The 26,646-nt window shown below is 44.9% G+C and carries 21 protein-coding genes; 6 read left to right on the forward strand and 15 right to left on the reverse strand.

Annotated elements, in window-relative coordinates:
- Positions 1 to 103: 103 nt before the first annotated feature.
- From RKD52_RS17850 to RKD52_RS17865, 4 genes are all read right to left on the reverse strand, one after another.
- Complete coding sequence (locus RKD52_RS17850) at positions 104 to 769, reverse strand: type 1 glutamine amidotransferase domain-containing protein (RefSeq protein ID WP_454100766.1); 666 nt, start codon at positions 767 to 769, stop codon at positions 104 to 106.
- A gap of 487 nt (positions 770 to 1,256) precedes the next feature.
- Complete coding sequence (locus RKD52_RS17855) at positions 1,257 to 3,782, reverse strand: cyanophycinase (RefSeq protein WP_454100767.1); 2,526 nt, start codon at positions 3,780 to 3,782, stop codon at positions 1,257 to 1,259.
- Positions 3,783 to 3,838: 56 nt separating this feature from the next.
- The gene (iadA, locus tag RKD52_RS17860; RefSeq protein WP_454100768.1) at positions 3,839 to 5,014 is read right to left on the reverse strand and encodes a beta-aspartyl-peptidase; all 1,176 of its coding nucleotides are present in this window, start codon (positions 5,012 to 5,014) and stop codon (positions 3,839 to 3,841) included.
- A 35-nt stretch (positions 5,015 to 5,049) separates the two neighbouring features.
- Positions 5,050 to 6,477, reverse strand: coding sequence for a YfcC family protein (locus tag RKD52_RS17865; protein WP_454100769.1), 1,428 nt, complete (start codon positions 6,475 to 6,477; stop codon positions 5,050 to 5,052).
- Between the two features lie 277 nt (positions 6,478 to 6,754).
- On the opposite strand from RKD52_RS17865, the gene RKD52_RS17870 reads away from it, so the two are divergent.
- Positions 6,755 to 8,761 carry a sigma 54-interacting transcriptional regulator gene (locus tag RKD52_RS17870; protein ID WP_454100770.1) on the forward strand — a complete coding sequence of 669 codons (2,007 nt, stop codon included), beginning with the start codon at positions 6,755 to 6,757 and terminating at the stop codon, positions 8,759 to 8,761.
- Between the two features lie 48 nt (positions 8,762 to 8,809).
- Here RKD52_RS17870 and RKD52_RS17875 read toward each other — a convergent pair whose 3' ends face one another.
- The gene (locus tag RKD52_RS17875) at positions 8,810 to 9,490 is read right to left on the reverse strand and encodes a zinc metallopeptidase (RefSeq protein ID WP_454100771.1); all 681 of its coding nucleotides are present in this window, start codon (positions 9,488 to 9,490) and stop codon (positions 8,810 to 8,812) included.
- A 132-nt stretch (positions 9,491 to 9,622) separates the two neighbouring features.
- On the opposite strand from RKD52_RS17875, the gene RKD52_RS17880 reads away from it, so the two are divergent.
- A complete protein-coding gene (locus tag RKD52_RS17880; RefSeq protein ID WP_454100772.1) occupies positions 9,623 to 10,030 on the forward strand; it encodes a YkvA family protein in 408 nt (135 codons plus the stop codon).
- 245 nt (positions 10,031 to 10,275) lie between these two features.
- On the opposite strand, the gene RKD52_RS17885 is transcribed toward RKD52_RS17880, so the two are convergent.
- The 5 genes from RKD52_RS17885 to RKD52_RS17905 all read right to left on the reverse strand — a co-directional run bounded on the left by RKD52_RS17885 (position 10,276) and on the right by RKD52_RS17905 (position 16,083).
- The gene (locus tag RKD52_RS17885) at positions 10,276 to 10,599 is read right to left on the reverse strand and encodes a YnfA family protein (RefSeq protein ID WP_454100773.1); all 324 of its coding nucleotides are present in this window, start codon (positions 10,597 to 10,599) and stop codon (positions 10,276 to 10,278) included.
- Positions 10,600 to 10,617: 18 nt separating this feature from the next.
- Positions 10,618 to 11,838 (reverse strand): PucR family transcriptional regulator, encoded by a 1,221-nt coding sequence (locus RKD52_RS17890; RefSeq protein ID WP_454100774.1) that lies wholly within the window; start codon positions 11,836 to 11,838, stop codon positions 10,618 to 10,620.
- Positions 11,839 to 11,958: 120 nt separating this feature from the next.
- Positions 11,959 to 13,413, reverse strand: a complete 1,455-nt coding sequence (gene putP, locus RKD52_RS17895) for a sodium/proline symporter PutP (protein WP_454101261.1) — start codon at positions 13,411 to 13,413, stop codon at positions 11,959 to 11,961.
- Positions 13,414 to 13,595: 182 nt separating this feature from the next.
- The gene (gene pruA / locus RKD52_RS17900) at positions 13,596 to 15,137 is read right to left on the reverse strand and encodes an L-glutamate gamma-semialdehyde dehydrogenase (protein ID WP_454100775.1); all 1,542 of its coding nucleotides are present in this window, start codon (positions 15,135 to 15,137) and stop codon (positions 13,596 to 13,598) included.
- Between the two features lie 28 nt (positions 15,138 to 15,165).
- Entirely contained in the window at positions 15,166 to 16,083 is a 918-nt protein-coding gene (locus RKD52_RS17905; RefSeq protein WP_029283482.1) for a proline dehydrogenase family protein, read from the reverse strand.
- Positions 16,084 to 16,444: 361 nt separating this feature from the next.
- Between RKD52_RS17905 and RKD52_RS17910 the strand changes: the two genes are divergently transcribed.
- The gene (locus tag RKD52_RS17910; protein ID WP_454100776.1) at positions 16,445 to 17,917 is read left to right on the forward strand and encodes a SulP family inorganic anion transporter; all 1,473 of its coding nucleotides are present in this window, start codon (positions 16,445 to 16,447) and stop codon (positions 17,915 to 17,917) included.
- Positions 17,918 to 18,482: 565 nt separating this feature from the next.
- Positions 18,483 to 19,790 (forward strand): MFS transporter, encoded by a 1,308-nt coding sequence (locus tag RKD52_RS17915; RefSeq protein ID WP_454100777.1) that lies wholly within the window; start codon positions 18,483 to 18,485, stop codon positions 19,788 to 19,790.
- A 21-nt stretch (positions 19,791 to 19,811) separates the two neighbouring features.
- On the opposite strand, the gene RKD52_RS17920 is transcribed toward RKD52_RS17915, so the two are convergent.
- The 5 genes from RKD52_RS17920 to RKD52_RS17940 form a co-directional block, all read right to left on the reverse strand.
- Entirely contained in the window at positions 19,812 to 21,458 is a 1,647-nt protein-coding gene (locus tag RKD52_RS17920) for a ribonuclease J (RefSeq protein ID WP_454100778.1), read from the reverse strand.
- A 313-nt stretch (positions 21,459 to 21,771) separates the two neighbouring features.
- Entirely contained in the window at positions 21,772 to 21,927 is a 156-nt protein-coding gene (locus tag RKD52_RS17925) for a lmo0937 family membrane protein (RefSeq protein ID WP_139015520.1), read from the reverse strand.
- A 69-nt stretch (positions 21,928 to 21,996) separates the two neighbouring features.
- Positions 21,997 to 22,473 carry a FixH family protein gene (locus tag RKD52_RS17930; protein WP_454100779.1) on the reverse strand — a complete coding sequence of 159 codons (477 nt, stop codon included), beginning with the start codon at positions 22,471 to 22,473 and terminating at the stop codon, positions 21,997 to 21,999.
- 4 nt (positions 22,474 to 22,477) lie between these two features.
- On the reverse strand, positions 22,478 to 23,887 hold the full coding sequence (locus tag RKD52_RS17935) for a PepSY-associated TM helix domain-containing protein (RefSeq protein ID WP_454100780.1): 1,410 nt from the start codon (positions 23,885 to 23,887) through the stop codon (positions 22,478 to 22,480).
- A 19-nt stretch (positions 23,888 to 23,906) separates the two neighbouring features.
- A complete protein-coding gene (locus tag RKD52_RS17940; RefSeq protein ID WP_454100781.1) occupies positions 23,907 to 24,470 on the reverse strand; it encodes an SCO family protein in 564 nt (187 codons plus the stop codon).
- Positions 24,471 to 24,779: 309 nt separating this feature from the next.
- Between RKD52_RS17940 and RKD52_RS17945 the strand changes: the two genes are divergently transcribed.
- Positions 24,780 to 26,060 carry a right-handed parallel beta-helix repeat-containing protein gene (locus RKD52_RS17945; protein ID WP_454100782.1) on the forward strand — a complete coding sequence of 427 codons (1,281 nt, stop codon included), beginning with the start codon at positions 24,780 to 24,782 and terminating at the stop codon, positions 26,058 to 26,060.
- Positions 26,057 to 26,629: a nitrous oxide reductase accessory protein NosL gene (locus RKD52_RS17950; protein WP_454100783.1), complete on the forward strand. Its 573-nt coding sequence runs from the start codon at positions 26,057 to 26,059 to the stop codon at positions 26,627 to 26,629. The genes RKD52_RS17945 and RKD52_RS17950 overlap by 4 nt, the downstream gene beginning before the upstream one ends.
- The last annotated feature ends 17 nt before the right edge of the window (positions 26,630 to 26,646 follow it).

Here is a 26,646-nt window from a genome sequence, read left to right on the forward strand (position 1 = left end):
CTTTCCTGTGTTTTAAAAAAGTTCTTCTCTTTTTGCGGCAAGAAGAAACGAGACATAATAGAAGAAAACCTGTAAACCGCAGTTTACAGGCTTCCGCCGTGAATTAGCTCAATTGTTTAACGACTTCTTTTGCTACGCTGATTGTAGACTGCGGGTTTTGTCCCGTAATAAGACGGCCGTCAGCTTGAAGATGGTCTGTCCAGTTCTCAGCTGCCACAAATTTTGCTCCAAGCTCGCGCATGCGTGTTTCAAGAAGGAACGGCATGAAACGGTCAAGTGTTGTGGCTCTTTCTTCTTCATCTGTAAAAGCTGTAACAGCTTTTCCTGCAACAAGCGGCGTGCCGTCTGAAAGTTTAACTCCGACAAGACCTGCTGGACCGTGGCACACGGCAGCTACAATTTTGTCTGCTTCATACAGGTCACGGATCAATTCCTGAAGCTTCACGTTATCCGGAAGATCAAACATCGTTCCATGTCCGCCCGGAAGGAAAATCGCATCAAAAGCAGATGCATCTTTTACGTCTTCAAGCTTTACTGTATGTTCAAGGTATTGAGCTGTGTCAAGGATTTCCTGCGGAGTTTCCCCGCCTTCTAAGCTGCGTGCATCAACCGGCGCTTTTCCGCCAAGGGGACTTGCGACTGTGATGTCAAAGCCGGCTTTTTTAAATTCAACGTAAGCTTCTCCGAATTCAGAGAGCCAAAGGCCAGTTGCGTGATCCTCGTTCATTTTGTCAGCCGTTGTCACGACCATTAGTATATGTTTACTCATAATATGTTACCTCCTGAGTTTGTTGGTTTGTTTAACAATTCCTAGTTTAGCTCGATGTTATCTATAATACAAATTAGAAATTTTTTGCTTATGTATAAATATATTTATCATTAGGACCCATTGCTTTCCGCTGCAGGCTGTTTTATGTTCAATACAGATTTCAAATCGTACCCGTTCCTTTCCGCTCCAGGAACTTGCTTTCCGCGGGGAGTGCCTGAAGCTTCCTCGCTGCGCTTGCGGGATCTTCAGTGCCCTCTTCATCCCTTAGAAAAGCGGAAGCGCCCGTTTTGCTCCGGCAGTCAGATAAGAAATCACCCGAAAAGTCCGGGTTTGACTTTTTGAGTGATTTTGTTCTGGCAGAGGAGCCTGAGCGCTGCAGCTGGACAAGGAGTCAAGTTCCTTCCGATGCAATCCACTGGAGTTTAGGTATTGTATGTTAGTTTTAAGCATCAAAAAAACCAAGCCATAACCGGCTTGGTCTAAAAGGTTATTTTACTTTTACAGAAACTGGCTGGATATCAAGTGCAGCATTTACGAATGAATAATCATCTTTGCCGCCGTCTTTGTAGCCCCAGAATCCGTCGGTTTTTTCTGTTTTTCTGAATGTGAGTTCAACGCCTTTTCCCTGGTTGAAGGCATAGCTTTTCACTTCTTTTTCTCCGAAGTTGTCAACAAGGTTGTAGGAAATGTACTTGCTGAGTGTGCCGTGCGGAGTCAGTACGCCTGAGTGAGGGGCTGCCTGATAATCTCCGTACTCATATCCGGTTGTGCTGACTTTGTGTTCGCTGATGCTGAATGCCTTCGTTTTAAGATCGACAGCGTCGCCTTCTGCAAGTGAGGACAACTGAATATTTTTGTATTGGCTTTGAGCGGCCGGGTTCGTCTGGACTTCTGACAGATCAACCACTGTAACCCCTGCACGGCCGACTACTTCTATTTTCTTCTCGGCATTGCGGACAACCATGGCTGTATCTTCATCAATTCCGTAAGAGAGCTGATTGCGGTCACCTTTTTCGTAAGCTGTTGCGATCAGTCTTCCAAGACGGGCTTTGTTGTCGAAATGCTGGTCAATGATGCCATATTGGAAGAAGCCAAGTCCGCGCTCGAGATAGCCCGGTCCGCCTTCCTGCTGCTGCATGCCGTCATAGGTGTCAGTGAACCCTTTTGCAAGAGTGTCAAGACTTCCTCCGCCTGCGAGCATAACATCACTCATGATGGCTGCCCCGGCACTTGTTCCTCCAAGGACGGCCCCTTCTTTATAGATGTCCCAGATGGCCGACAGCGCTTTTGATTCAGACTGATCAGTGTTGAAAAGAGCTTTCGTGATTTTCGTCTGATCTCCCCCGACGAACCAGATGGCGTCTAGTTCTTTTATTCTGGAGACTGCTTCATCTGAATTCTTCATCGCTTCCCATTCAGCTGCATCATTCTGAGGAGTGTCCTTGTAATTTGAAACAGTCACAGGCAGGATTTGAATGTTTTCTTCTTTTACTCCGTATCGAATCAGATCCTTTTTAAACGTATTACTTGAACTTAACGACCCGCTTGCTGCCGGAACAATACCAAATTTGGCATCCGTTTTCCCGTTTGCCAGGTCGATGAACGATTTGTAAACCGATTCGTTGGTTGATCCAAGAGCGCCGCCTGCAATGACCAGATTTCCTTTGATGTCACCGCGGTCCTGTTTACTCGGAACCGTAAAGTCAGAAGGTTTATAGTCTTTAAACGCCTTGTCATCCTTCGTAAATGAAACACTCACCGGCGAGACATCCATTTTGACCTTCACAATTGAATAGTCATCCTTCTGCCCGTCCTGATAGCCCCAGTAGCCGTTTGTTGCAGCTGTTTTACTGAAGGTCAAGGCAAATCCCTGCCCTTTGCTGTCGTAGAGATAGCTCTTGACTGCATCTGCTGATTCGTTGTCTGCAAGCGAATAGGAAAGGTATGGCTTAAGCCTTCCGTATGATGTTAAAACACCTGTTGCATCAAGCGGCTGGAATGAATAGTATTCATATCCTTTTGTCCCCTCTTTGTCCTCTCTGAAAGAAAAAGCTTTCGTTTTCAGGTCAATTTTATCTCCCGGAGATAAAAAGCTGACCTCAACGCCGTTCACAGGGTGCAGGTCTTTGGCGGCAGGCTTTGATTTGCTTGTATCAATAACCGTTACGCCCCCGCGTCCTGCGATTTCGGCTGTTTTTGTCCGATTATCGACAATCAGTGCCGTATCTTCATCAATTCCATATGAATAATTCTTTTTCTTTTGTTTTTCATACTTAACGGCTGTTGCGGCAAGTCGTCCAAGTCTTGCGCGCTCATCAAAGTGCTGGTCTACAATCCCGTGCTTAAAAAATCCAAGTCCCCGTTCAATATAGACAGGCGCGTACTCTTTGTCAGGATCACTCTGATCCTTTGTTGTAAATTCGCCCTTCAGTCCCCCGAGGCTGTCTCCGCCTGTGATCATGACATCACTCATGATGGCGGCTCCTGCGCTTGTCCCGCCTATGACAGCCCCTTTTTCATAAATATCCCAGATGGCTTCAAGTGCCCGCGTCCGCTTTCCCTTGCCCTGAAAAAGCGTTTCAGTTATCTTAAGCTGATCGCCGCCGACAAACCAGACAGCCGACAGACCGTTAATTTTCGCAGCCATTTCTTTCTTATTTGCATTGCGTTTCCACCATTTTTCATTGTAGTCCGTGTCGCTGAAGTCATGATTTGAGATTGGGAGAATTTCAACATTTTCTGGGTCTACACCGTATTTCACAAGATCTGCTTTAAACTCATTCGATGATTTTAATTTCCCGCTCGCTGCTGGTATAATTCCGATTTTAGCATTCCCGGCGCCTCCAGCACGGTCAATAAAAGCATCATAAACCGCTTTGTTGCTGCTTCCAAGAGATCCCCCCGCAATCACAAGACTTCCTTTTATTTCTTCCTTGCCCGCGGCATTAGCCGGAATGCTGAAGCTTGACGCCAGAAGACAGGCCGCTGCAAGCATGCTGATACGTTTCTTCACACCAATTCCCCCTCTTAATGTTGGATGCTTGTCTGTATACGCAGGCTGATTTTCATTTATTGTTCAAAAGTGCCCTTAACAAGCGGGACGCCTTCTTCAACCATTACTCTTCCTTTCGCAATGACCGTGTCGATCGCAAGCGATTCTTTTTCAAGCAGCACAAGATCTGCATCATGCTGTTCGCGGATTTCCCCTTTTTTCTTAAGCTTCAGGATCCTGGCCGGGTTTGAGGTAATCACCTGCAGTGCCGTCTCAAGTTCAACTCCTTCATCAAGAACAGCCGATCGCACCTCATGATAGAGGGAAGAAACTTTTCCGACTTGAAGTCCGGCGAAATCCCCGTTTTCATCAAAGTAAGGAAGACTTGCCTGTCCATCTGATGAAAATGTGATTTGTGTGACAGGCACTCCTTTTTCAAGCATCAGTCTGAGACCGCGGCTACACTTTACTTCCCCTTCTTCGAGGAATTGGGGAATCGTGCTCGTTGTGAAATCCACATATCCGCCAATCTCTGCATACCTGATGCCTTCTTCAAACAATTCTTCGTTCCGGTTAATATGAGTCGGGTGGAAATGATGAATCGGGATATCCGTTTTTTCGGCGATTTCAAAAAGCAGGTCGAGTTTGCGTTCGCTGTCGCCGACATGGATTTCAAGGACGCCTGCTTTACCTGTGATCAGACCGCCGTTCCTTGCGGCGGCAGCAATTTTGGATAGCTCTTCAAACGTCGGTTCTGATGAACGGTGATCGGAAATCGCAATCTCTCCTACCCCGATCATTTTATCGATAAAAATAAGATCCTCTTCAATTTTTCCGGTCAGCGTTTTGACGGGAGTCTGGTAGGACCCAGTGTGCAGATAAGCCGTGATGCCTTCTTCATCCAAGGCATGAGCTTTTGCAAGCAGACTTTCAATTTTTCTTGTCGTCCCGTCTGTACCAAGCACTCCTACAACCGTTGTAACGCCTGCTTTCGTGGCATCGGTCAAGTTCAGCTCGGGGGTGCGGGTTTTAAACCCGCCTTCTCCCCCTCCGCCAATAAGGTGAACGTGTGAATCGATGAACCCCGGAACAAGAAGTTTCCCCGTTCCGTCAATGACATGAACAGACAGTGCTGAAAGATCAAGATCAATCCTGTCTTTGATGTAGCCAATTTTGTCCGCAGTAAGAAGAACATCCTTCCTGCCTAAATAATGCGGCGCGTAAACTTCTGTATTTTTTATAAGTGTAAGCAAGTGTAAACCTCCTGTTTATCTGGGATGATCCGTCTTTAAAACGGTCCGTAGTCCATTAAATGAGCAATCACAACGGCTGCAAGGCCAATCAGATATTGAATGAAAACAAGCGGGAGCACCCATTTTGCCCACTTTGTCCAAGGAATGCCCGCAATCGCAAGTCCGGCCATCAATGTGCCTGCTGTCGGGAAAATAATATTGCCGATTCCATCTGCAAATGAGAAGGAGAGAACAGCTGTCTGACGGGTAATATCAAGCAAATCGGCAAGCGGCGTCATGATCGGCATCGTCAGCATCGCATGTCCGCTGCCTGAAGCAAGGATAAAATGGATGAGAGCCTGGAAATTGTACATTCCGATCACGCTCCAGAAAGCAGGAATGTTCTTAAGCGTATCAGATACTCCAAAGAGCATAGGGTCAATGATATGTCCTTCGTTCAAAACAACCAGTGTCGCTCTTGACACCCCAATAATTAATGCGCCTCCAATCAAAAGCGAAGACCCTTCGACAAAGGATTTTGCCATTTGATCTGCAGAAAGTCTGCCCAATATTCCGATAAGGATGGTTAAAACAACGAACAGAGCAGCAATCTCGGTAATATACCACTGAAATTTAATGACTCCAAAAGCAAGTACGACATAGTTTAGAAGGAATGCCGCCAAAATCAGCTTGTGCTTTGTTTGAAGCCTTTCTTTTGAATGAAGCAGCACATCCGCTTCCTCTTTTGTATATTTTCCGAAGAACCCTTTTGACGGATCCTTTTTCACTTTCATCGCGTGACGGTAAACGAAAATGACGGAAACCGCATAGACGATCACGAATAATACAAGTCTGTATCCCATGCCTGAGAACATCGGAAGCTCAGCTATTCCCTGAGCGACGCCCACTGTAAATGGATTCATTACAGCTGTAGTAAAACCGGCAGCTGCTCCGAGAATAACGATTGCCGTCCCCGTAAGCACGTCAAATCCCAAAGCAAGAGCAAGCGGAATGAGCAGCGGAATATAAGCAAGCGTCTCCTCAGCCATCCCCATCAGCGATCCGCCGACTGCGAAAAACAGCATCATGACCGGAATCAAGAGCTTCTCCCTTGAAGCCAGCCTTTTTGCAAGCGTGGTAATGAGCAAATTTATCGTGCCAGTAGCCGTTAATACTCCAAAAAATCCGCCAATGATCAGAACGAAGAAAATAATGTTTGCCGCTTCAACCATTCCTGTATGAAGGGCCTTTACCATGCCGAACGGACTGACCGGCGTATTTTCAGCTGACGTAAAGGTATCCGGATCAATCTCTGTTCTTCCGTCAACCTCTACCCTGGCGTAGTCTCCTGCTGGTAATACATAGGTTAATAGAGTTGCAACAACCAATACACCCAGGAGGAGGGCAAATACATTGATCTTTCTTTCCTTTTTTGGTTTCACTTCTTTTCCCTTTGGTTCGTAAGCTTTTTCTGCTAGAGCCATAATCGTTTTCTCCCCTTTTTCTTTTGATGCGTTTGATAAGGTAAATGCAATATTTGTGCCAAGATGCAAAAAAGAAGAGAAAATGCTGGTATCACCCGAACTCAATGCTTGTCATATGTAAGTATCATGCAAAATGATAGTTTCTTCAAGGGCTCATATTCACTTTACTGCATAAAGAGTTATTATCTAAAATTTCTAATAACCCTCTCTTTTTTGGCCTTTAATTGGTGATTTATTATGATATGATAAAACCAATAGAACCAAAAGGAGCGAATGTATGAAACAATCCCTTATTCTCCTGACAGGCGGTACAAAAACAAAGAAAACGCTTCACCATCAGCTTGTTCAGCTTTTGGGCGATGACCTTTCTATAAGGAGCTATGCTGCTGATGAAGGTCTCCCTTCGAATCTGAAAGCTGATATTATCCTTTTTTCCTCTGAATCCCTCAAAGACGAATTGAACCACATAAAGAATATAGATGCAGAAAAAGTTATAATCGGCAAACGCACCGTTCATCATGACTATCTCGACAAGCTTCTTTCCATTCCGGAAGGTTCAAGCGTCCTTGTCGTCAACGATGAGTACAATGTCACAATGGAACTGATTCAGTCGCTTTATCAGCTGGGGATCAGCCATGTCCGGTTTCTCCCGTTTAAAAAGAATCAGACCTATCACGAGAAAATCGATGCAGCCGTTTCACCTGGCGAAATCGAACTTGTCCCCCCTTACATACCGCTTATTCTCGACATTGGTGTGCGGCTGTTTGATATGACCACGATTTTAAAAATAGCGGATTACTGCAATCTGCCTGAAAATGCAGCTCTCCACATTTCAGAAAGGTACATCCGCAGCATGATTGAGCTGCAGCAAAAGCTGATGGCTGCGCAAAAGCAGACAAAAGCGATTTATCAGCATCTCGAGAACGTGGTCAACACGGTGGATGACGGCATTCTCGCCATGAATGAAAAAATGGAAATAACGGTTTTTAATGAAAAACTTGAAGCGCTGTTTCAAGTAAGGGGATCAGATATCATCAACCTCCCGATTCAAACAGCAGCCCTGCAGGAAGACGTGGTTTCATTTATACAGAACGGTATCGAAGAAAGCCGCCTTTTCAGCATTCACGGGGTAGATGTTGCTGTTTATCGCTATTCAATGGCTTTAGAACAAACAACTGTCGCTGTCTTTAAAAGCGTCCGGCAGGCATCGGAAATTGAAAAAACGGCCCAGCGTAAACTGCGCGAGAAAGGATTTTTTGCCAAATACAGCTTTGATGACATCATTTGTGAAAATGCCGGAATGATAAACCTCAAGCAGATCGCGAAAAAACTGGCTCTTTCCGAACACCCGATTTTAATCCAGGGAGAATCAGGAACAGGCAAAGAATTATTTGCACACGCCATTCATCAGCATTCCATGAGAAAAAACGGACCTTTTCTGCCTGTCAACTGCAGTGCTCTTTCAGAAAGCCTGCTTGAGAGCGAGCTTTTCGGTTATGAGGAAGGGACATTTACGGGTGCTCAGCGAGGGGGGAAAAAAGGATTGTTTGAGCTAGCTGATAACGGAACCATTTTTCTCGATGAAATCGGCGACATCAGTCTCTCCATGCAATCCCGGCTGCTGCGAGTGCTTCAGGAAAAGGAAATCCGCAGAATCGGCGGAACGAAAATCATACCCATTAATGTCAGAATCATCTCGGCCACAAATAAACGGATTGAAAAGCAAATGAAAGAGCAGACATTCCGCAATGACCTGTTCCACAGGCTGAATGTCCTTAACCTCTCCATTCCGTCACTGAAGGAAAGAAAAGAGGATATCCCTCTTCTCATTCACCACTTCATCACAAAAAACGGCAAGTGGCTCAAGGTCGAGCCTTCATTAATGAATTTGCTTGCATCAGCAGAATGGGACGGCAACATAAGAGAACTTAAAAATACGGTTGATTATATGATTACAGTTGCCGATGGCTCTGTTTTAACAAAACATGACCTTCCTCATTCGTTTTCAGCAGACATTCCGCAAGCAGCAAGCAGCGAACAGTCAGAGCATGACGCCATCCTGTTGATTGTGAGAGAATGCAACCTGGCAGGAAAAGCAGCAAGCAGAGATTTGATCTCGGAAAAAACAAAAGAATGGATCATGCCCCTTACCCCTCAGCAAGTGCGCAGACGGCTTGACGACCTGGAGGAAAAAGGATGGATCCAAAAACGGAAAGGACGCGGCGGGACGAAAATTACGGAGGCGGGGATAAGGTATTTGGAGAGAACAGCTGTCGTGAAATAAAGGTCAGAATATAAAAGCCGGACCTCTTTTACAAGGTCCGGCATCTGTCTATTCTCTGTTTTGTGTAAAAATCAATATAAATTTCAGCAGCTCAAGCAGAGAGATGAGTGCGGCTGCTACATATGTCAGGGCGGCTGCTCCAAGCACTTTGTTCACTCCGCGCTCTTCTTCATTCCGGATGATGCCTTCTGCAATCATAAAATCCTTCGCTCTGTTGCTTGCATTAAATTCGACAGGCAGCGTTATAAGCTGAAAGGCGACAGCTGCCGAGAAGAAAATAATGCCGAGTCCGATCAGATTCATTGAACCGAGCAAAAATCCTCCAATCAGCAGAAAAGGCGCCACCCCGGAGGACAGGCTTACAACCGGAAACATTTTATGTCTTAACGTCAGGGCCCCGTATGCTTCTTTATGCTGAACGGCGTGCCCCACTTCATGTGCCGCAACCGAAATGGCGGCAATCGAATGACCCGCATAGACAGGCTCGGAAAGGCGAACCGCTTTTTTCGTCGGATCATAATGATCGGAAAGAGTTCCTTTGACCGGTTCTACGGGTACATGATGGAGACCGTGATGATCAAGAATCCTCCGTGCAACCTCCATGCCGGTAAGTCCCGATGATGCCTGAACTTTTGACCATTTATTAAAATTGCTTTTCACCTTGGCCTGCGCCCACAGGGCAAGCCCGAACGCGGCAAAAATGAGAATATCCATCGGATGAAAAAACATATAGCGCCTCCTGAGTAAAGTTCTTACTGTTATATTTCCTCAAGCATCTGTTAATAAACAGCGAAGTGCTATCATGATGTGCCCATCTTGTAGTAAAATAATGGCATACCACATGGAAACGAAGGTGAAAGCATGACCATCAAGCAGGAAAATGAAACTCTTGAGGAACTGCAGAAAGCGGAAAAACATTATTCCGACTCAAAGTTCTGGAATAAATTAAAAAAATTCGGCATAAAAGCCGGATCATCTGTCGTGTACGCCGTCCTTTTGCTGTACTATACCCTTCAGAAGCCTGAAGTGCCTGCCAAAACAAAAGCCATCATTATTGGTGCTTTAGGCTACTTCATTCTGCCGCTTGACCTTATACCGGACCTTGCCGCCGGCGTGGGCTACACCGATGACCTCGGAGCTCTGGGCCTGGCACTCCTTCAGGTGGCAATGTATATTGATGATGATATAAAAAGCCAAGCGAAAGAAAAGCTGACTGAATGGTTCGGACCTTCTGTCGACACCGCTGCCATTGACGAGAAAATCAAATAAGTGCGATAAAAAAACGTCTGTTCCGCTTCGGAACAGACGTTTTTATGGTGAAAAAGAACTTTTACGAACTCTGCAGCAGGACTGCGAACCAATTTTAAGGTCCAACAAGCCAATTGGGCCGGCTAACAAGCCAAACACCCCGTCTAACAATCCAATTCGGTTCGCTAACAATCCAAATTTCCGGTCTAACAGTCCAAAACACACCGCTAACAATCCAATCATCAAAAACGCCTGAAAGTAACCTCTCAATCCCTCGGCGCAAACAGCATAACGGAAACTCCGACAAGGCAGATGCCTGCGCCGACCCAATCATAGAGATCTGGCGTCTTCCGGTCAACTCCCCATCCCCAAAGAACTGAGAGAATGATGAAAATCCCTCCGTAAGCAGCGTAGACCCGTCCGAACGAAGGGAACGTCTGCATCGCTGCAATGATTCCATAGACAGCAAGCGACACGCCGCCGAATATTCCCCAGTAAACAGGTTTTCCTTCGCGCAGCCAAAGCCAGATCAAGTAGCCGCCTCCAATTTCTAAAAGACCTGCAATCAGGAATAATAGAATCGAATACATCAAAAAAGTCCTCCCCGTCTAAATCTCTTTTTTCAAAAGCTGCAGATCAATATACAGCTGAATCCGCGTATAAAAATCATCAAAATCGATCGAAGTCAGCTCCTGAATTTGATTTATCCGGTATTTGAGTGTATTTGTGTGAACAAACAGCTGTTCAGCGGTTGGTTTCAGTTTGCAGTTATTAAGCAGATAAATTTCAAGCGTATGAATCAGCTTCGTCTGGCTTTCCTCATCTTTTTTCCTCAGTATCTGGAGGCTTGTATTGTTGTAGCCGGTAATACTGTGGTGCTTTGAAATGGTCTCCAAGTATCTGAAAATGCCGAGCTTGCTGTATGTAAACGGCAGCTTTTCGGATGAACCGATAAACTTGGCAGCGTTAATCACTTCAAGAGCCTCAAAGTAAGATTTTCTTAGCTGCAGGATGGAGGAATACGAATTGCCGATGCCGGCATATATCTTATAGCCGCCAAGCTGGGAAATGACCGTCGACGTCAGTTCTGCTGCACTTGCCGAGAGCTGATCGGATACTTTTGCATTGCTTCCGATAATGACGACCACCTTCAGCTGATCGGTAAAGACGTGTGCAAAATGATTCAGTGCATTGGCAAACAGCCTGACCGTTTCCGTCAGTTCCTCCAGCTGCTCCTCCTCACTTTGGGAGACCGTGAAGATTGTGACAATAAACGTTTCCGGAATCATGATGCTGTGATTTGCCGCTTCCCACCTGATCTGATTTTCCGTTTGAAACGCCTGCCCGATGATCTTTTTGTAGAACTCGTTTTTTTCTTCGTTTTCTCTCAGGTTAATCTGATTTTTTTGATAGAGAAGCTTCCCGATGTGACGGGACACTTCATGAAGAAAATCGAGATCCTCCTCTGACATAGGCTCTGTCTCCTGAACCCATATATAGCCAAAAACCTGTTCTTTATAAATAGCGCTTACAACGACACGCTGATTAAGGCCGATTTCCGCAATCTGTTTCACTCTGAAAGGATGGGGAATGGTCTTCAGCTGTTCCACAATTCCTTCATCCATAAACTTTTCTAAAATAGGAATGGGCCAGTGTTTCGTGAAAATGGTCTGCTGATTCGCCTGATCAAACTGATCGATGTAATACGAACTGTAGGACAAAAGAGAGAATTGGTCATTTTCAATCACAACCGGCTTTTTCAAATAGGTGCTGACCATATCCGTAATATCATTAATGTTTGTAATGGTCTGGATCTTCTCAAGGATCATGCAGATCGGCCCCCCGATTCTTTAGGTAAATTGATGAACCTAATTATATACCTTTTGATCAGAAGAATGGAATAGCCGAAAAAAACAGGAAGTCCGCATAGAGGGACTTCCTGCTGGATATTACTGCTTCAACACTCGTTCAAATTCATCAAATTGCTCCCCTGCTTCTTTAGGAGGCTTTGGTGTGATCAGACTGACTGCAACAATGGCAATCAAGCTTGCGGCAAAGCCCGGAATCATTTCATAAAGCATGTCTGACAATCCGGCCATTGACCAGATGATGACAGTTGCTGCGCCGACAACCATCCCGGCGAGGGCACCCCACTTCGTCATGCGCTTCCAGAAAAGGCTCAGGAGGATCAGCGGTCCAAATGAAGAACCAAAGCCTGCCCATGCATACCCGACAAGTCCAAGAATCGTATCATTTTGCTCCCATGAAAGAAACAGGGCGATGACAGAGATGAGAAGGACGGACATTCTTCCTAAAAAGACAAGCTCTTTATCTGATGCCGAACGCCTGAAGAAGGTTTTATACATATCCTCCGTAAGCGAGCTTGCTGTTACAAGCAGCTGCGAAGAAATCGTGCTCATGATGGCAGCGAGAATCGCCGAGATTAAAAATCCGGTGATAAAAGGATGAAACAACACTTCTCCAAGGACAATGAAAACGGTCTCTGGATCCTCGAGCTTTGTGCCCTCTCCCGCAAAATAAGTGATGCCGAAAAATCCGGTAAGCATCGCGCCGATACTGGAAAAAATCATCCATCCCATTCCAATAGCGCGCGCCTTTTTAATTTCTTTCACAGAGCTGATCGCCATAAAGCGGACGATAATATGAGGCTGGCCGAAATAGCCGAGTCCCCACGCAAAGAGTGAAACGATGCCAAGGAAGCTTGTACCTTTAAAGATATCAAGCAAAGCCGGATTAATTGTTTTCGGCGTTTCAAAAGCAGGCCCGAACCCTCCTACATGAATCACCGTGACAATCGGAACCAGGATAAGTGCAACAAACATAATAATTCCCTGAACAAAATCAGTCCAGCTTACTGCAAGGAATCCTCCAAACAGCGTATAGGCGACAACAACGCCCGTTAAAACCCAAAGGCCTGTGTGATAATCAAGCCCAAACGTGCTTTCAAACAGCACTCCACCGGAAACCATCCCTGAAGATACGTAAAAGGTAAAGAATATTAAGATAACTAAAGCCGAAATTAATCGTAAAATCCGGGATCCGTCTGCAAACCTGTTCTCAAGGAAGGACGGAATGGTGATGGAATTATTCGCAATTTCCGTATATGTTCTTAAGCGCGGTGCAACATACAGCCAGTTTGCATAAGCTCCAAGCGTCAACCCGATGACAATCCATATGGAACTTAAGCCCGTCGCATACATTGCCCCCGGAAGACCCATCAAAAGCCATCCGCTCATATCGGCAGCTCCAGCGCTGAGAGCCGTAACAGCAGGTCCGAGACCGCGGTCCCCAAGCATGTAGTCGTTTAAATTCGAAGTACGTTTATAGGCAAAATACCCGATCAGCAGCATACCTGCCATGTAAATGCCTATCGATGTAAGCAGTGCATAGTCTATCATAAAAGTACCCCTCTCCCGCCAAAAATCTCTCTATTTTATAGAGGCTGCTTCCTTTTTTAATGCAGCTTCCTGCATCTTCATGCGAAATCAGCCTTTAAAAAGAGGAAGCAACTTGGTTGGTCACTTCCTCCTTCTTTTTATCCCTTTTGTTTACCCTGGGTCTGAAATCAGAACGTTTCAGACGTTGTTTTTGCCTGCATGTGAAGCTGAAGGTAATCTGGTCCGCCCGCTTTAGAGTCAGTGCCGGACATATTAAATCCGCCGAATGGCTGGTAGCCGACAATGGCGCCTGTGCAGCCGCGGTTGAAGTAAAGGTTTCCTACATGGAAATCTTCGCGTGCTTTTTCCATGTTTTCACGGTTTTTCGTGATAACAGCACCAGTCAGGCCGTATTCTGTGTTGTTGGCAATTTCAATCGCCTCATCAAAGTCTTTTGCTTTAGCAAATGCAACGACCGGTCCGAAGATTTCTTCCTGCATTAAGCGCGCTTTAGGATCTACGTCAGCAACGATTGTCGGCTGAACGAAGAAGCCTTTTGAGCTGTCGCCTTCGCCTCCTGCAAGAATGCGGCCCTCTTCTTTGCCGATTTCAACGTAGCTCATAATTTTGTCAAAAGCAGCCTGATCAATCACAGGACCCATGAAGTGGTTTTCAGTCGGATTGCCTACTGTCAGCTCTTTCGTCAGTTCAACCGCACGGTTCAATACTTGGTCGTATACATCTTCAACGATGACCGCACGCGAGCATGCAGAACACTTTTGTCCCGAGAAGCCAAATGCTGATTTCACGATGGATTGAGCAGCAAGCTCAAGGTCTGCCTCTTTGTCTACTACAATTGTATCTTTACCGCCCATTTCAGCGATTACACGCTTAAGCCAAATCTGGCCGTCATTCAGCTGTGAAGCACGGTTGAAGATGCGAAGGCCTACATCGCGTGAGCCGGTAAATGAGATGAAGCGAGTTTTCGGATGGTCAACCAGATAGTCGCCAACCTCTGCTCCGCTTCCAGGAACAAAGTTCAGAACGCCTGCAGGAAGACCCGCTTCAAGCATAACCTCAACGAATTTAGCTGCAACGACCGGAGTTGTTGAAGCCGGTTTTAATAGAATCGTATTTCCTGTTACGATTGCAGCAACAGCCGTTCCTGCCATGATCGCAAATGGGAAGTTCCATGGAGAGATGATGATGCCAACTCCAAGCGGAATGTAGTCATAGCGGTTGTATTCTCCTGGACGGCTTTCAACAGGCACTCCGTCTTTTAGCTTCAGCATTTGACGAGCGTAAAACTCAAGGAAATCGATCGCTTCAGCTGTGTCCGCATCTGATTCATTCCAAGGCTTGCCCGCTTCCTTTGTTAAAAGAGCCGAAAACTCATGCTTGCGGCGGCGGATGATGGCCGCTGCTTTGAAAAGAACGTCAGCGCGGATTTCAGGTTTTACTTTTTTCCAGCTTTCAAATGCTGCAGATGCTTCCTGCATAGCCTTTTCAGCAAGCTCACGGTTTGCTTTTGAAACGCGTCCGACTACCTGAGCTTTGTCAGCCGGGTTGTAAGACGTGATTTTGTCTTCAGTCGTTACCTTTTCTGCCCCAATATAAAGCGGATAATCCTGGCCAAGGTAGCCTTCTACCTGCTCAAGCGCCTCAAGGTATGCTTTCTTGTTTTCTTCGTTTGAAAAATCAGTAAATGGTTCGTGTTTGTATGGAATCATGCAGATCCTCTCCCTTTAATAAAATTGGTTAGCTTTTGACCATACCTTTAAATGCAAATGCGATATTTGAAGGTCTTTCGGCAAGTCTTCTCATGAAGTAGCCATACCAGTCAAGACCGTATGGAACATAAACGCGCATCTTGTAGCCCTGTTTCACAAGGTCAAGCTGCGTTTTGCTTCTCATGCCGTAGAGCATTTGAAACTCAAATTGCGAATTAGGAATATGATGCTTTTTGGCAAGCATTTTCGTATATTCGATGATTTGATCGTCATGGGATGCTATAGCTGTATAGTTGCCGTTAAGCAGGCTTTGTTCAATCAGCTTTTTGTAGTTTTCATCTACATCTTTCTTTTCAGGAAACGCTACTTCCGGTGATTCTTTATATGCGCCTTTTACAAGGCGGAGAAACGGCTGATAGTCAGCCAGGTCGCTTAAATCTCTTTCTGTGCGGTACAGGTATGCCTGCAGCACCGTGCTGATACAGCTGTATTTCGCTTTAAACTCTTTAAAGATATCAAGAGTTGCCTGGCAGCGAACTTCATCCTCCATGTCAATGGTGACCATGACGCCGTGTCTTTCTGCCGTGTCCAGAATCTTTGTCATGTTTTCAATAACAAGCTTCCGGTCGATATCAAGACCGAGCGATGTCATTTTCAGTGACACCTGAGAATCAAGCTTCTCTCTGCTGATCATTTCAATGGTTTCGATGCATTCTGCCGTCCGCTCGCGTGTAACGGCCTCTGAATCTACAAATTCGCCAAGATGATCAACTGTTACAGATAATCCGCTGTCATTCAGCTGTCTGATGAACTTTATGGAACTTTTAAAATCAGTTCCACCGATAATCTTGCCGGCTGCAAAACTGCCTCCGCGCTTTTTAGCTATATTGTTAAGTAAATGGTTCTTTGATAAGAAGAGGAAAAAGTCTCTTGTAATCGCTTCCACTTTACATGCACCCCCTCATAAAAGTTGTTCTACTCCCTCATCTTACGTCCTGTCGACAATTTTCACAACGTTCTAAAAAAACAATATTCAAGCGCTTTATTTGTTGGTTTTAGACAAATACAGGCCAAAATCCGGTATTTTCTGGATATAGATGAAACCATTTCAACAAACGGTTCACCATTTTTGCCATCCTAGACCAAACTGATGAAAAATGAAGAAATTTAAAGCAAATACCTCTTGTTGGCGTTTACATGACATTACCTCTTTTATGGGTACGATGATATAATTTTCAGGTTACTAACGGACCCGGCTTTCATGAGAGTTGAAAGCCATAAATAATTAAAAAGAGGTGTTTTTAGATTTGAACGTACAAACAATTAAACAGGAGTGGTTCGGCAACATACGCGGAGATATTCTGTCCGGCATTGTTGTTGCTCTGGCGCTTATTCCAGAGGCCATTGCCTTTTCCATTATTGCAGGAGTAGATCCCATGGTCGGACTCTACGCTTCATTTTGTATTGCGGTGGTTATTTCATTTGTCGGGGGAAGGCCCGGCATGATTTCGGCTGCAACCGGGGCGATGGCGCTTTTGATGGTGACGCTCGTTGCTGAACATGGTCTTCAGTATCTTCTTGCCGCTACTGTTCTCACAGGCATCATTCAGTATGTCATGGGTGCACTTAAACTCGGAAGGGCGATGCGGTTTATTCCGAGATCTGTAATGGTCGGCTTTGTTAACTCTTTGGCTATTCTCATTTTTATGGCTCAGCTTCCACATTTTGCGGGAGAATCCTGGATCATGTATGCGATGGTAGCAGGAGCACTGGCCATTATTTATATTCTGCCTAGATTCACAACTGCCGTGCCGTCTCCGCTCGTTGCCATTGTTGTCATCTCGGTCATTGCGGTTATGACGGGTGCCGGTGTGCGCACAGTCGGTGATATGGGTGAATTGGCGCAGGAACTGCCAATGTTTTTAATCCCCCAAATACCATTAACATTCGAAACACTGCAGATCATCCTTCCTTATTCCTTTGCGCTTGCTCTTGTAGGTTTATTGGAATCCCTGCTGACAGCTCAAATTGTCGATGATATGACAGATACGGAAAGTGATAAAAATAAAGAAGCCAAAGGACAGGGCATCGCTAACATTGTGAATGGATTTTTCGGCGGTATGGCAGGCTGTGCCATGATCGGCCAGTCCGTCATTAATGTGAAGTCAGGGGGAAGAGGCAGGCTTTCAACGTTTGTCGCAGGTGTCTTCCTGATGGTTCTTATTGTTTTACTGAACGATCTGCTCGTTCAAATCCCAATGGCAGCCCTTGTCGGGGTTATGATTATGGTGTCAATCGGGACGTTCGACTGGTCCTCGCTCACAAAGCTTCATGTCATGCCGAAGTCAGATGCGGCAGTCATGGTTGTCACAGTCGTGACGGTCGTCGCTACACATGACCTATCCAAAGGTGTGCTGGCCGGAGTTGTTTTAAGCGCTCTTTTCTTTGCCGCTAAAATATCTAAGGTGCACGTCGAATCGTTTACAGATAAGCGGACAATGGCGAAAACATACAAAGTGCACGGGCAAGTTTTCTTTGCTTCCGTCCAGAACCTTGTAGCTGCTTTTGATTTTAAAGAAGAAGCCCGCACCATTTATCTTGATTTAAGCAGCGCCCACCTCTGGGATGATTCGGCTGCAGGAGCGATTGATAAAATTATCATGAAATACAGACAGCACGGCAAGGAAGTTATCATAACCGGTCTAAACGACGACAGCAGCAGTCTTTTAGAAAAACTTGCCCTCTACGATAAACCGAATGCCAAAGCAGCTAATCACTAAAATACAAGAAGTCTGGTCCAGAAATAAATCAGGGTGAATTTGAGTAAAAACTACTCAAATTCACCCTTTTTCTTTGATGCTTTTGATTTGTTGCACTAGTCTCCTGCCCGTATACTCGAATATCATAAGACACTTCCGCTTTCGTACGCTATTATTGGTTCGCCTTGCTCGAATAGCATAAGATACTCGCCTTTTCGTACGCTATTATCCGCTCACCTTGCTCGAATAGCATAAGATACTCGCCTTTTCGTACGCTATTATCCGCTCGCCTTGCTCGAATAGCATAAGATACTCGCCTTTTCGTATGCTATTATCCGCTCACCTTGCTCGAATAGCATAAGATATTCTCGTTTTCGTACGTTATAATCAGCTCACCTTGCTCGAATAGCATATGATACTCGCCTTTTCGTCCCCTATTATCCGTTCACCTTGCTCGAATAGCATAAGATACTCTCATTATCCACAACTAGGTATGTCTCCCCGTCTTTTTTGTTTACATAGCATGATGCTGCCTAAATGAGGAAACCTATACCATGGATTTCTTTTCGAAAGGCAGGTGTGATAGGTGAGTAATGAAACAGAAATAGCCCGGCCCGCCGGAAAAAATACAAGGTGGACAATATCCGCTCTTCTAAGCACGTTCATTATATTGAATTACTTTGACAGGGTTGCCCTTGCTGCCGCTGCTCCTGAACTTCAGAAAGCCTTTTCGCTGAGCGCCTTTGAAATGGGACTTGTTTTTACGGTGTATAACTATGCCTACACCCTTATGCAGCTTCCGATCGGCAGTATGCTCGACAGATGGGGAGTCAGCTGGGTAACAAGGACAGGCATGGTCATCTGGACGTTTTTGACAATCAGCCTTGTCTTTATTCAAGGTACTCTGCTTTTATATATCATCCGTTTTTTCACAGGCATCACCAGCGCGTCTGCCTTTCCTGCCGCCGCAAAAGCTACAGCCAGCTGGTTTCCTTTTCATGAGAGAGGACTTGCCAATGCCCTGTTTGATTCTTCTGCCAAGCTTTCAAATGTAATCGGCGGGCCTCTTGTAGCGATTTTGATTACCCTTTATGACTGGAAAACAGCTTTTTTGGCAATTGGGGCCATTAACGTGCTGTTTACCTTTGTCTTCTGGAAGTATTACGACGAGCCGGACACTCACAAGAGCATATCCAAAGAAGAAATCAACTACATTCATATGTATGAAGATTCCGCAGACCTTCCTTCTTACAAAGCGGCACTCGTGCTTAAGACGTTTTTTACAAAAAGAAAGGCCTGGGGGCTGATGATCGGTTTTACCGGGTACGGTTATACCTTCAACCTGCTGCTTCTGTGGCTGCCGACGTTTTTTAAGGAGCAGTTTCAGCTGGATTTGCTGTCTTCCGCTCTTTACACAGCCATTCCGTGGCTGATTGCCGCGCTCTCTGGTATACTGGCTGGCGGGTGGCTTGTCGACAGCATGATTAAGAAAGGATATCCTCCTGACAGAGTATATAAAAACGTGATCGTGTCGGGTCTCCTAATTGGCCTATTTTTCATCGGATCCATCTTTACATCAAGCCCCGTCCTGTCGATGATTTTTATTTCCATCGGCCTTGCGGGCATATCTGCAACAGCTCCAATCGGCTGGACCATTGCAGCAAAGCTTGCACCGCCCGGCACAACAGCCATCCTGAGTTCAATGGTCAATTTTGCGAACAACCTTTTCGGCGGGATCATAGCGACATTTTTGACCGGATACATAGTTGACGCAACAGGGTCATTTGATCTTGCTTTCATCATTGCGGCAGCCGTGCTCGTCATTGGCTTGATTTTTTATACCGTCGTGCTCGGCGATATTGAACAGATTTCTGTTAAAAGCAAAAAGCTCTGAAACATGTCAGAGCTTTTTTCATTATCCCCTTGTCACATCAATGACTTTCGTCACGACAATTGGGGACCTCTTCAATTTTTTGTAGATGAAATCAGAAATAGCTGAACTTAATTTCCGTTCAATATCATCTGTTGGATGCTGATCAACAAGAGCTGCTGCCCTCGTTTCAATTTCTCCCATAAAGCTGCTTGATTCTCTTAAATAGACAAAGCCTCTCGAAATGATCTGCGGCTTGCGGATGATTTCCTCTCCTTCTTTGAAAAGAAGAATCGATAAGATTCCGCTGTCTGCCAGCTGTTTCCGTTCGCCAAGCAGAGAGGTTCCGACATCACCGATTCCGTGGCCGTCCACATAAACAGACCGCGCCGGCACTCTGCCTGCCTGGTAAGCTTTCTCTTTTGACACATTGAGAACCTGTCCATTGTCGAGAATAAAGATGTTTTCTTCCGGCACAAAGCAGTCCAAGGCAAGTGTCTGATGCATTTTCTGCATGCGGTACTCCCCGTGGATCGGCACAAGGAATTTCGGTTTCAGAAGCTTAAGCATCAGCTTCAGCTCTTCCTGGCCGCCATGTCCTGATGTATGAATGTCATAAAGCTTGTTATCAATGACATCCGCTCCCGCTTTCATCAGTTTGTTGACGATGCGGTTCACGCTGAGGACATTCCCCGGAATTGGAGAAGATGAGAAGATAATCGTGTCACCTTCTTCAATATGGATATGGCGGTGCTTTCCTTCTGCAATTCGTGAAAGGGCAGCAAAGGGCTCTCCCTGGCTTCCCGTACAAAGAATGGTCAGCTCGCTGTTTTTGTAGGCACTGATTTCGTTCGGATCAATGAACGTTCCTTTCGGAGCATCAATATATCCGAGCTCAAGGCCGATGCCGATCGCTCTTTCCATGCTTCTCCCTGTGTAGGCAACCTTTCTTCCGCATGCGACAGATGCCTGAATCACCTGCTGAAGACGGAACACGTTTGATGCAAACAGAGCGACGATAATTCGTCCCGACTGCTTTCTGACAACGTTCAAAATATTCTGGCCGATTTTCTTCTCAGAAACAGAGAACCCCGGAATTTCGCTGTTGGTGCTGTCAGATAAAAGACAGAGAACCCCGTCCTGCCCGACTTTTGCAATCTTAGACAAGTCCTGCTCCGGACCAGCCGGAGTTAAATCAAATTTAAAGTCACCCGTATGAACCACGTTCCCCTGCGGTGTGTGAATCACAACTCCGAATGAATCAGGGATACTGTGCGTCGTCCGGAAAAAGGACACATTCAATTCACCAAGTTCAATCAAGCTGTCTTCCGTAATGTCGTGCAGTTCTGCTTCTCTCAGCAGCCCATGTTCTTCGAGCTTGTTCCGGATAAAGCCCATAGCCAGTCCCCCGGCATAGACCGGCACATTTAATTTTTTCAACAAAAACGGCACTCCGCCGATATGATCTTCATGTCCATGAGTAATGAACAGGCCTTTTACTCTTCCGGCATTCTTCACAAGATACGAGTAATCGGGAATGATGTAATCAACGCCCCTTAATTCTTCATCCGGAAACTTAACACCAGCATCAACAATGACGATTTCTCCGCCATACTCAACCACATACATGTTCTTTCCGATTTCGCCCATCCCGCCAAGCGGTATGATTTTTACGTTTTTTTCTTTAGTCATGTTTAGTCTCCCAGCAAGCTGATTGCTTATCTTAGTATCGTTTCTTCACATAGTGAACTATCTTTCCATTGTATCACAACATTACGAACAAAAGCGCAAGCGCCTTGGTCAGATCCGATAGACAGATAAGAATCCGGCAGAAAAAATTCCGGGTCCCGCCTTTTTGCCGGATTTGTTCTGACAGAGGATCTAGGCGCTTCCGCTTGCCGAAGATAACTTTGCAACATCATCAACAGTCTTAAAATTTTTTCGAATTTATAGAGCATAAAAAAAAGACCGAAGTCAGCTTTCGCTTCCCTTCGGTCTCTCGCACTTATCCCCGTGCCCTGCCTTTTCTTTTCATAAAGAAGTTGTACAAAAACACAATCAAGGCAAGAACTAAAAGGATGTGGATAATTCCTCCTGCAACCTTGAAAACAAGCCCGAGAATCCAAAATAAGATTAAAAGTCCAATAATCGTCCATAACATAGCGGGTTCCTACTTTCTTTTCATATTAAAGTGTAGTTTCCCTCAACTCTGCGAATTTAAACAATACTCTCAGTGGTGACCATGCCCCTCTGAATGGCCGGCATTAGTGCCATTCTCGGTTTCTTCTGCAGCAGCTTCTAGCTCTTCTTTCGACACATCTCCAACTGTAAATTGCTTTTTAGGCATGACATGCATGCTGCGGGCAGTAACATGTGTCTGTATATAATAAACACCTTTTTCTTTAATGGTGTTTTGTGCCGTGTAAAGACCGTTTTTAGTATGAGACGCCTTCACTTTAACTCCTTTTTCCTTTTCGTTCGCTTTCCAGATTTCAAACAGGACCTCATCAGCATCCTCTACAGCTTTGCCGCCTTGGGACAATTCTGCTTCAAAAGTCAGCTGCTCGTTCAAAGAAACATCCTCAGGCAGCTTTATATTGACCTCTACTAGTTTCATTTGCTGTTCTTTTGCTTTGTCTGTATTAGCTGCACATCCTACAAGGATAAAAAAACAGGTTAAGATGATCAACACAATATTCGGTTTCATGATTTCACCCTATCCACGCTTTAAGCGGTTTGATTTTTCTCAAAACGAATCGGTCCAGTAAGTAAACAGCAATGATTGAAATTCCAACAAGCGGCATGATGACTCCAAGGATCAACATCATAATGAGCACTCCGCGTGCAGTGTTTTTGTGTTTTGTTTGTGCAGGTGCGCCCGCTCTGCTTTTTGGTTTTCTTTTTCGCCAGAGAATAAACGAGCTGACAATGAGTCCGATCAGACCAAGACAGACGATCAGCCCTCCTATCTGGTTTGCCTTTCCGAATAATGTTCCTTCATGCAAAGAGATTCCGTATGAAATGAGCTTAGCCATGATCCCGTAGTCATCAAACCTCACATCACTTAGAACTGCTCCGCTGTATTGATCGATGTGGAGCGTTGCATCCGTACTTGGATTAGGATGAGAAGCAGACACTGTATAGACGCCCTTTTCTCCCTGAGGCATGGAAATTGTGTACGGCTTGGCTACGTTTTGTTCTTCAGAAAGAAACTGCACATCCTCAAGTGAAATTGGAAGCGCCTGAACATTTGATGCAGGAACCGGAATGTTCTCTGCTGCCCATGAAACGTCCTCCGCTACATCTTTTGTCAACGCGGACTCCGGCTTCTCCCCCCAGCTGTACGCGAACGGCGGAGCCCCTGTATTTGTTGCTGTCGCCAGTTTACTGATCTGTCCGCCCATCACACCTGACCACGGAAGACCTGTAGCAATCAGGACGAAAATAGCAACCGAAAACCAAAACGCCGGTACTGCATGCATATCACGCCAGAACGTTCGGCTGTTTTTAGTAAATCGCGGCAGGACCGTTCCCCAAATTGACGCTTTATTTCTCGGAAACCAGATATACAGACCTGTTAATAAAAGAATGACGGCCCAGCATGCTGCAAGCTCAACAAGCCTGTTTGCAGCAGTGCCTCCGACAAGCAATTCACTGTGAATCTTCTTAAAGATTTCGGTGAATTTCTCTTTGGCTTTTAAGCTTCCCTGAACTTCACCCGAATACGGATTGATATAAACAGAACTCATCTGTCCATTTTGCATGACACCAATTTCTGCCGTCCGGGCAGGATCATCATAAAACTTTATGGAAGTCACTGCACTTTCCGGAAGCTCTTTTTTCACTTCTGAGACTAACGCTGAAGGAGATTGTGACTCTGTACCCGTTTCTTCAGCAAAATACAGATCTTTGTAAAGGAAGTTTTCTATTTCCGGCTTAAAAAGATACACCCCTCCGCTAAAAGCAAGAATGATTAAAAATGGCGCAAAAAAAATGCCCGCATAAAAATGCCATCTCCATACAGCCTGATAGAGAGAGGACCTTGCTTTCTTTTTATTTGTTTCGCTTTTTTCATGCAGACGTTCTTCTATTATCTCGTGTTTTCTCGCTTGACTGTTCATCTTCTTCTTTCTCCTCAGCCTATAATTGTTTTTTCACATCAGAAATGAGTTCCTGAAACTGTTTTCCTTGCGTAAAGCTGTAATCATCTACAATTTCACCATGGCGGTTAACCAGGTAAAAGTTGGTTCCATGTATGACCTGATCAGATGACTCCGGCTTTTGAACCAGACTCTGAAATTCTTCTCTGGCGAATGTTTCAATCTCCTTTTGTGAATAACCCGTCAGCATGTTCCAGTTCGATTCATCCTTAGAAAACTTTTGCATGAACTTTTTCAGCTTTTCAGGTGTATCCACATCAGGATCAACGCTAATGGAAACAAGCTGGACATGAAGATTTTCCTCTTTCAGCTGCTTTTGCAGCGCTGCCATTGCAGCTGTCATTGGCGGACAGACTGTTTCGCAGCTAGTAAAAATAAAATCTGCGATCCAGACCTCACCCTTGAGCTGTTCTGTGCCAAAGTTTTCTCCATTTTGATTCTTAAACGTAAATGATTCCATCTGATACTCTTTGTCCTTGCCTAATCCACATCCCGAAACAACAAGAAGAGTCATGAAGATGAACAAAACTATTGTCTTTTTCATGCTGCACCCCGATTCTTTCTCCACTAGTGATGATGTTTGATGAGTTTTAGCCTACAGGATGATTGTGAAATTCGTGTGAGGAAAACAAACATTTTCCAAAAAGATTCAATTTTATTCAGAAATAGTCCATGGAAGTTTGGGGTCATTGCAACAGGTTCATACTCTTAAATGAGGACACATTATGATGATTTTGTGTCCAAATCTGCAACTTCACGATTGCTTCACATCTTGATGCTATATTCTTATTGGTTTCAATACAGCCTTCAATTGTCATTTGAAGAGCCTATCGTTTGTGAGGATGTCAGTAGAATGAAAAACTACTTTGGTATTTGTTCTTTTTGCTTGCTGATGGTCATATCTGCCCAAAGTGCGCATGCAGAAAAGAAAAACGACCTGCAGACAATCATTGACCAGGCTGCACCTGGCGAAAAAATCCATTTGAAAGGAGGTACCTATAGCGGTCCTGCTGTCATCTCAAAACCTATAGAAATTATAGGCAGCGATAAATCAGTGATTAAGTCCTCAGAAAACTCAGAAGAAGAGGTTATCACCTTGAAAAGCAGCGGCATTTCAATTGAAAACGTTGAAATTATCCAGGATGGTTACGACCATCCGGCATTGGCAGCAACAGGTGATAACCTGAAAATAAACAATGTAGCCATCCGGACCAATTCCATTGGTATGAACCTGGATAACGTGCATAACTCTCGCTTTTCTGATATCTCCATTAAGGGAAACGGTGAAGAAAACGGCATCTTCTTATTAAATTCGACCAAGAATGAGATTACTCAATCGAAGATTAACAATGTTCTGGACGGTATTTACATAGAAGACAGCAGCACCAATTCGTTCAGAGGAAATACGATTCTTGAATCAAGGTACGGATTTCATTTAATGTTTTCTAAAAACCTTTCCATTGAAGGAAATGAATCCCGGAATAACTTTATCGGGGCCATGATTATGGAAAGCGAAAATACTTCTTTTAAAAACAATCTCATCTCAGATAACTCCCAAAACGTAAATTCCTATGGCTTTTTGATGTACAACACACAGAAGTCCAAAATCGTGAACAATCAATTTGATCATAACCGCATCGGCATAAAACTGGAGCAGTCCAGTGAAATTGAAGTCAAAGACAATACCATTCAGTCCAATTTCATTGGCATTCAGTTTCAGAACTCATTCTCAAACCATGTCTCTCTGAACACGTTTGAGGGAAATGTCAATGATGCACATGCCATCGACAGCCATGACAACATACTAAAGGAAAATTACTGGGATCAGGCCTGGAAAGTTGACCTTGCCCCAACTGGGAAAAGTGCCATTCCCTATAAGGTCGATCCTTTCTTTTTAGGATTGGCCGAAGAAGTCCCTGAGTATCAGCTCTTCTTCCAGTCGCCTGGAATGAATCTGCTTCAAAAGATGCTGAAAAGCCCTGACTCTCTCCTGCTGGCAGACAGGGAACCGCTGATGGCACCGCCAGCCAGTCAAAGCGCACCCGAATCCGGAAGAAGAGTGTGGATGATTAGTCTTTTCATGATTATCACAAGCTCGCTGCTGACCTATATATTAAGGAGGAATTTTACATGAAATACGGAAAAATGATGACCATGCTTATGCTTACAGGAGTGATCCTGCTTCTTGGGGCCTGTTCTCAGGAAGTAAAGCCGCGGGCAATTAACGAAGAGACGGACGTTTGCGAAGTCTGCAATATGGCCGTTATGGACAACCAGTTTGCCACACAGGCCATCCTTGAAAACAAGAAAGTTTTAACGTTTGATGACATCGGCTGCATGTTCACCTGGAAGAATGAGAGTATGGAAAAAATAAAAGCCACCTTTGTCAGAGATTACAATACAGAGGACTGGATTGAATCAGAAAAAGCATTTTACGTTTACGAAAAAAGCATAAAAACGCCAATGGCTTACAATGTCATTTCTTTTGCCGAAGAAAAAGATGCAAAAACGTTTACTGAAAAAAATGGCGGAGAGCTTTTATCTTATGAAGATCTCTCTAATCACAAATGGGAAATGAATAAAGAAATGATGGATATGGAAGGCATGGAGCCTCATTCTCACTCAGAGGACGGTATGCACGGAGGTGAAGGATCTGAGGAGCATAGCCATGAAGAAGAAAGCAGCGAGGAGCACAGTCATTAAGAACGGCTTGCTGTCCC

The sequence above is a fragment of the Metabacillus sp. SLBN-84 genome (genome assembly GCF_053629595.1).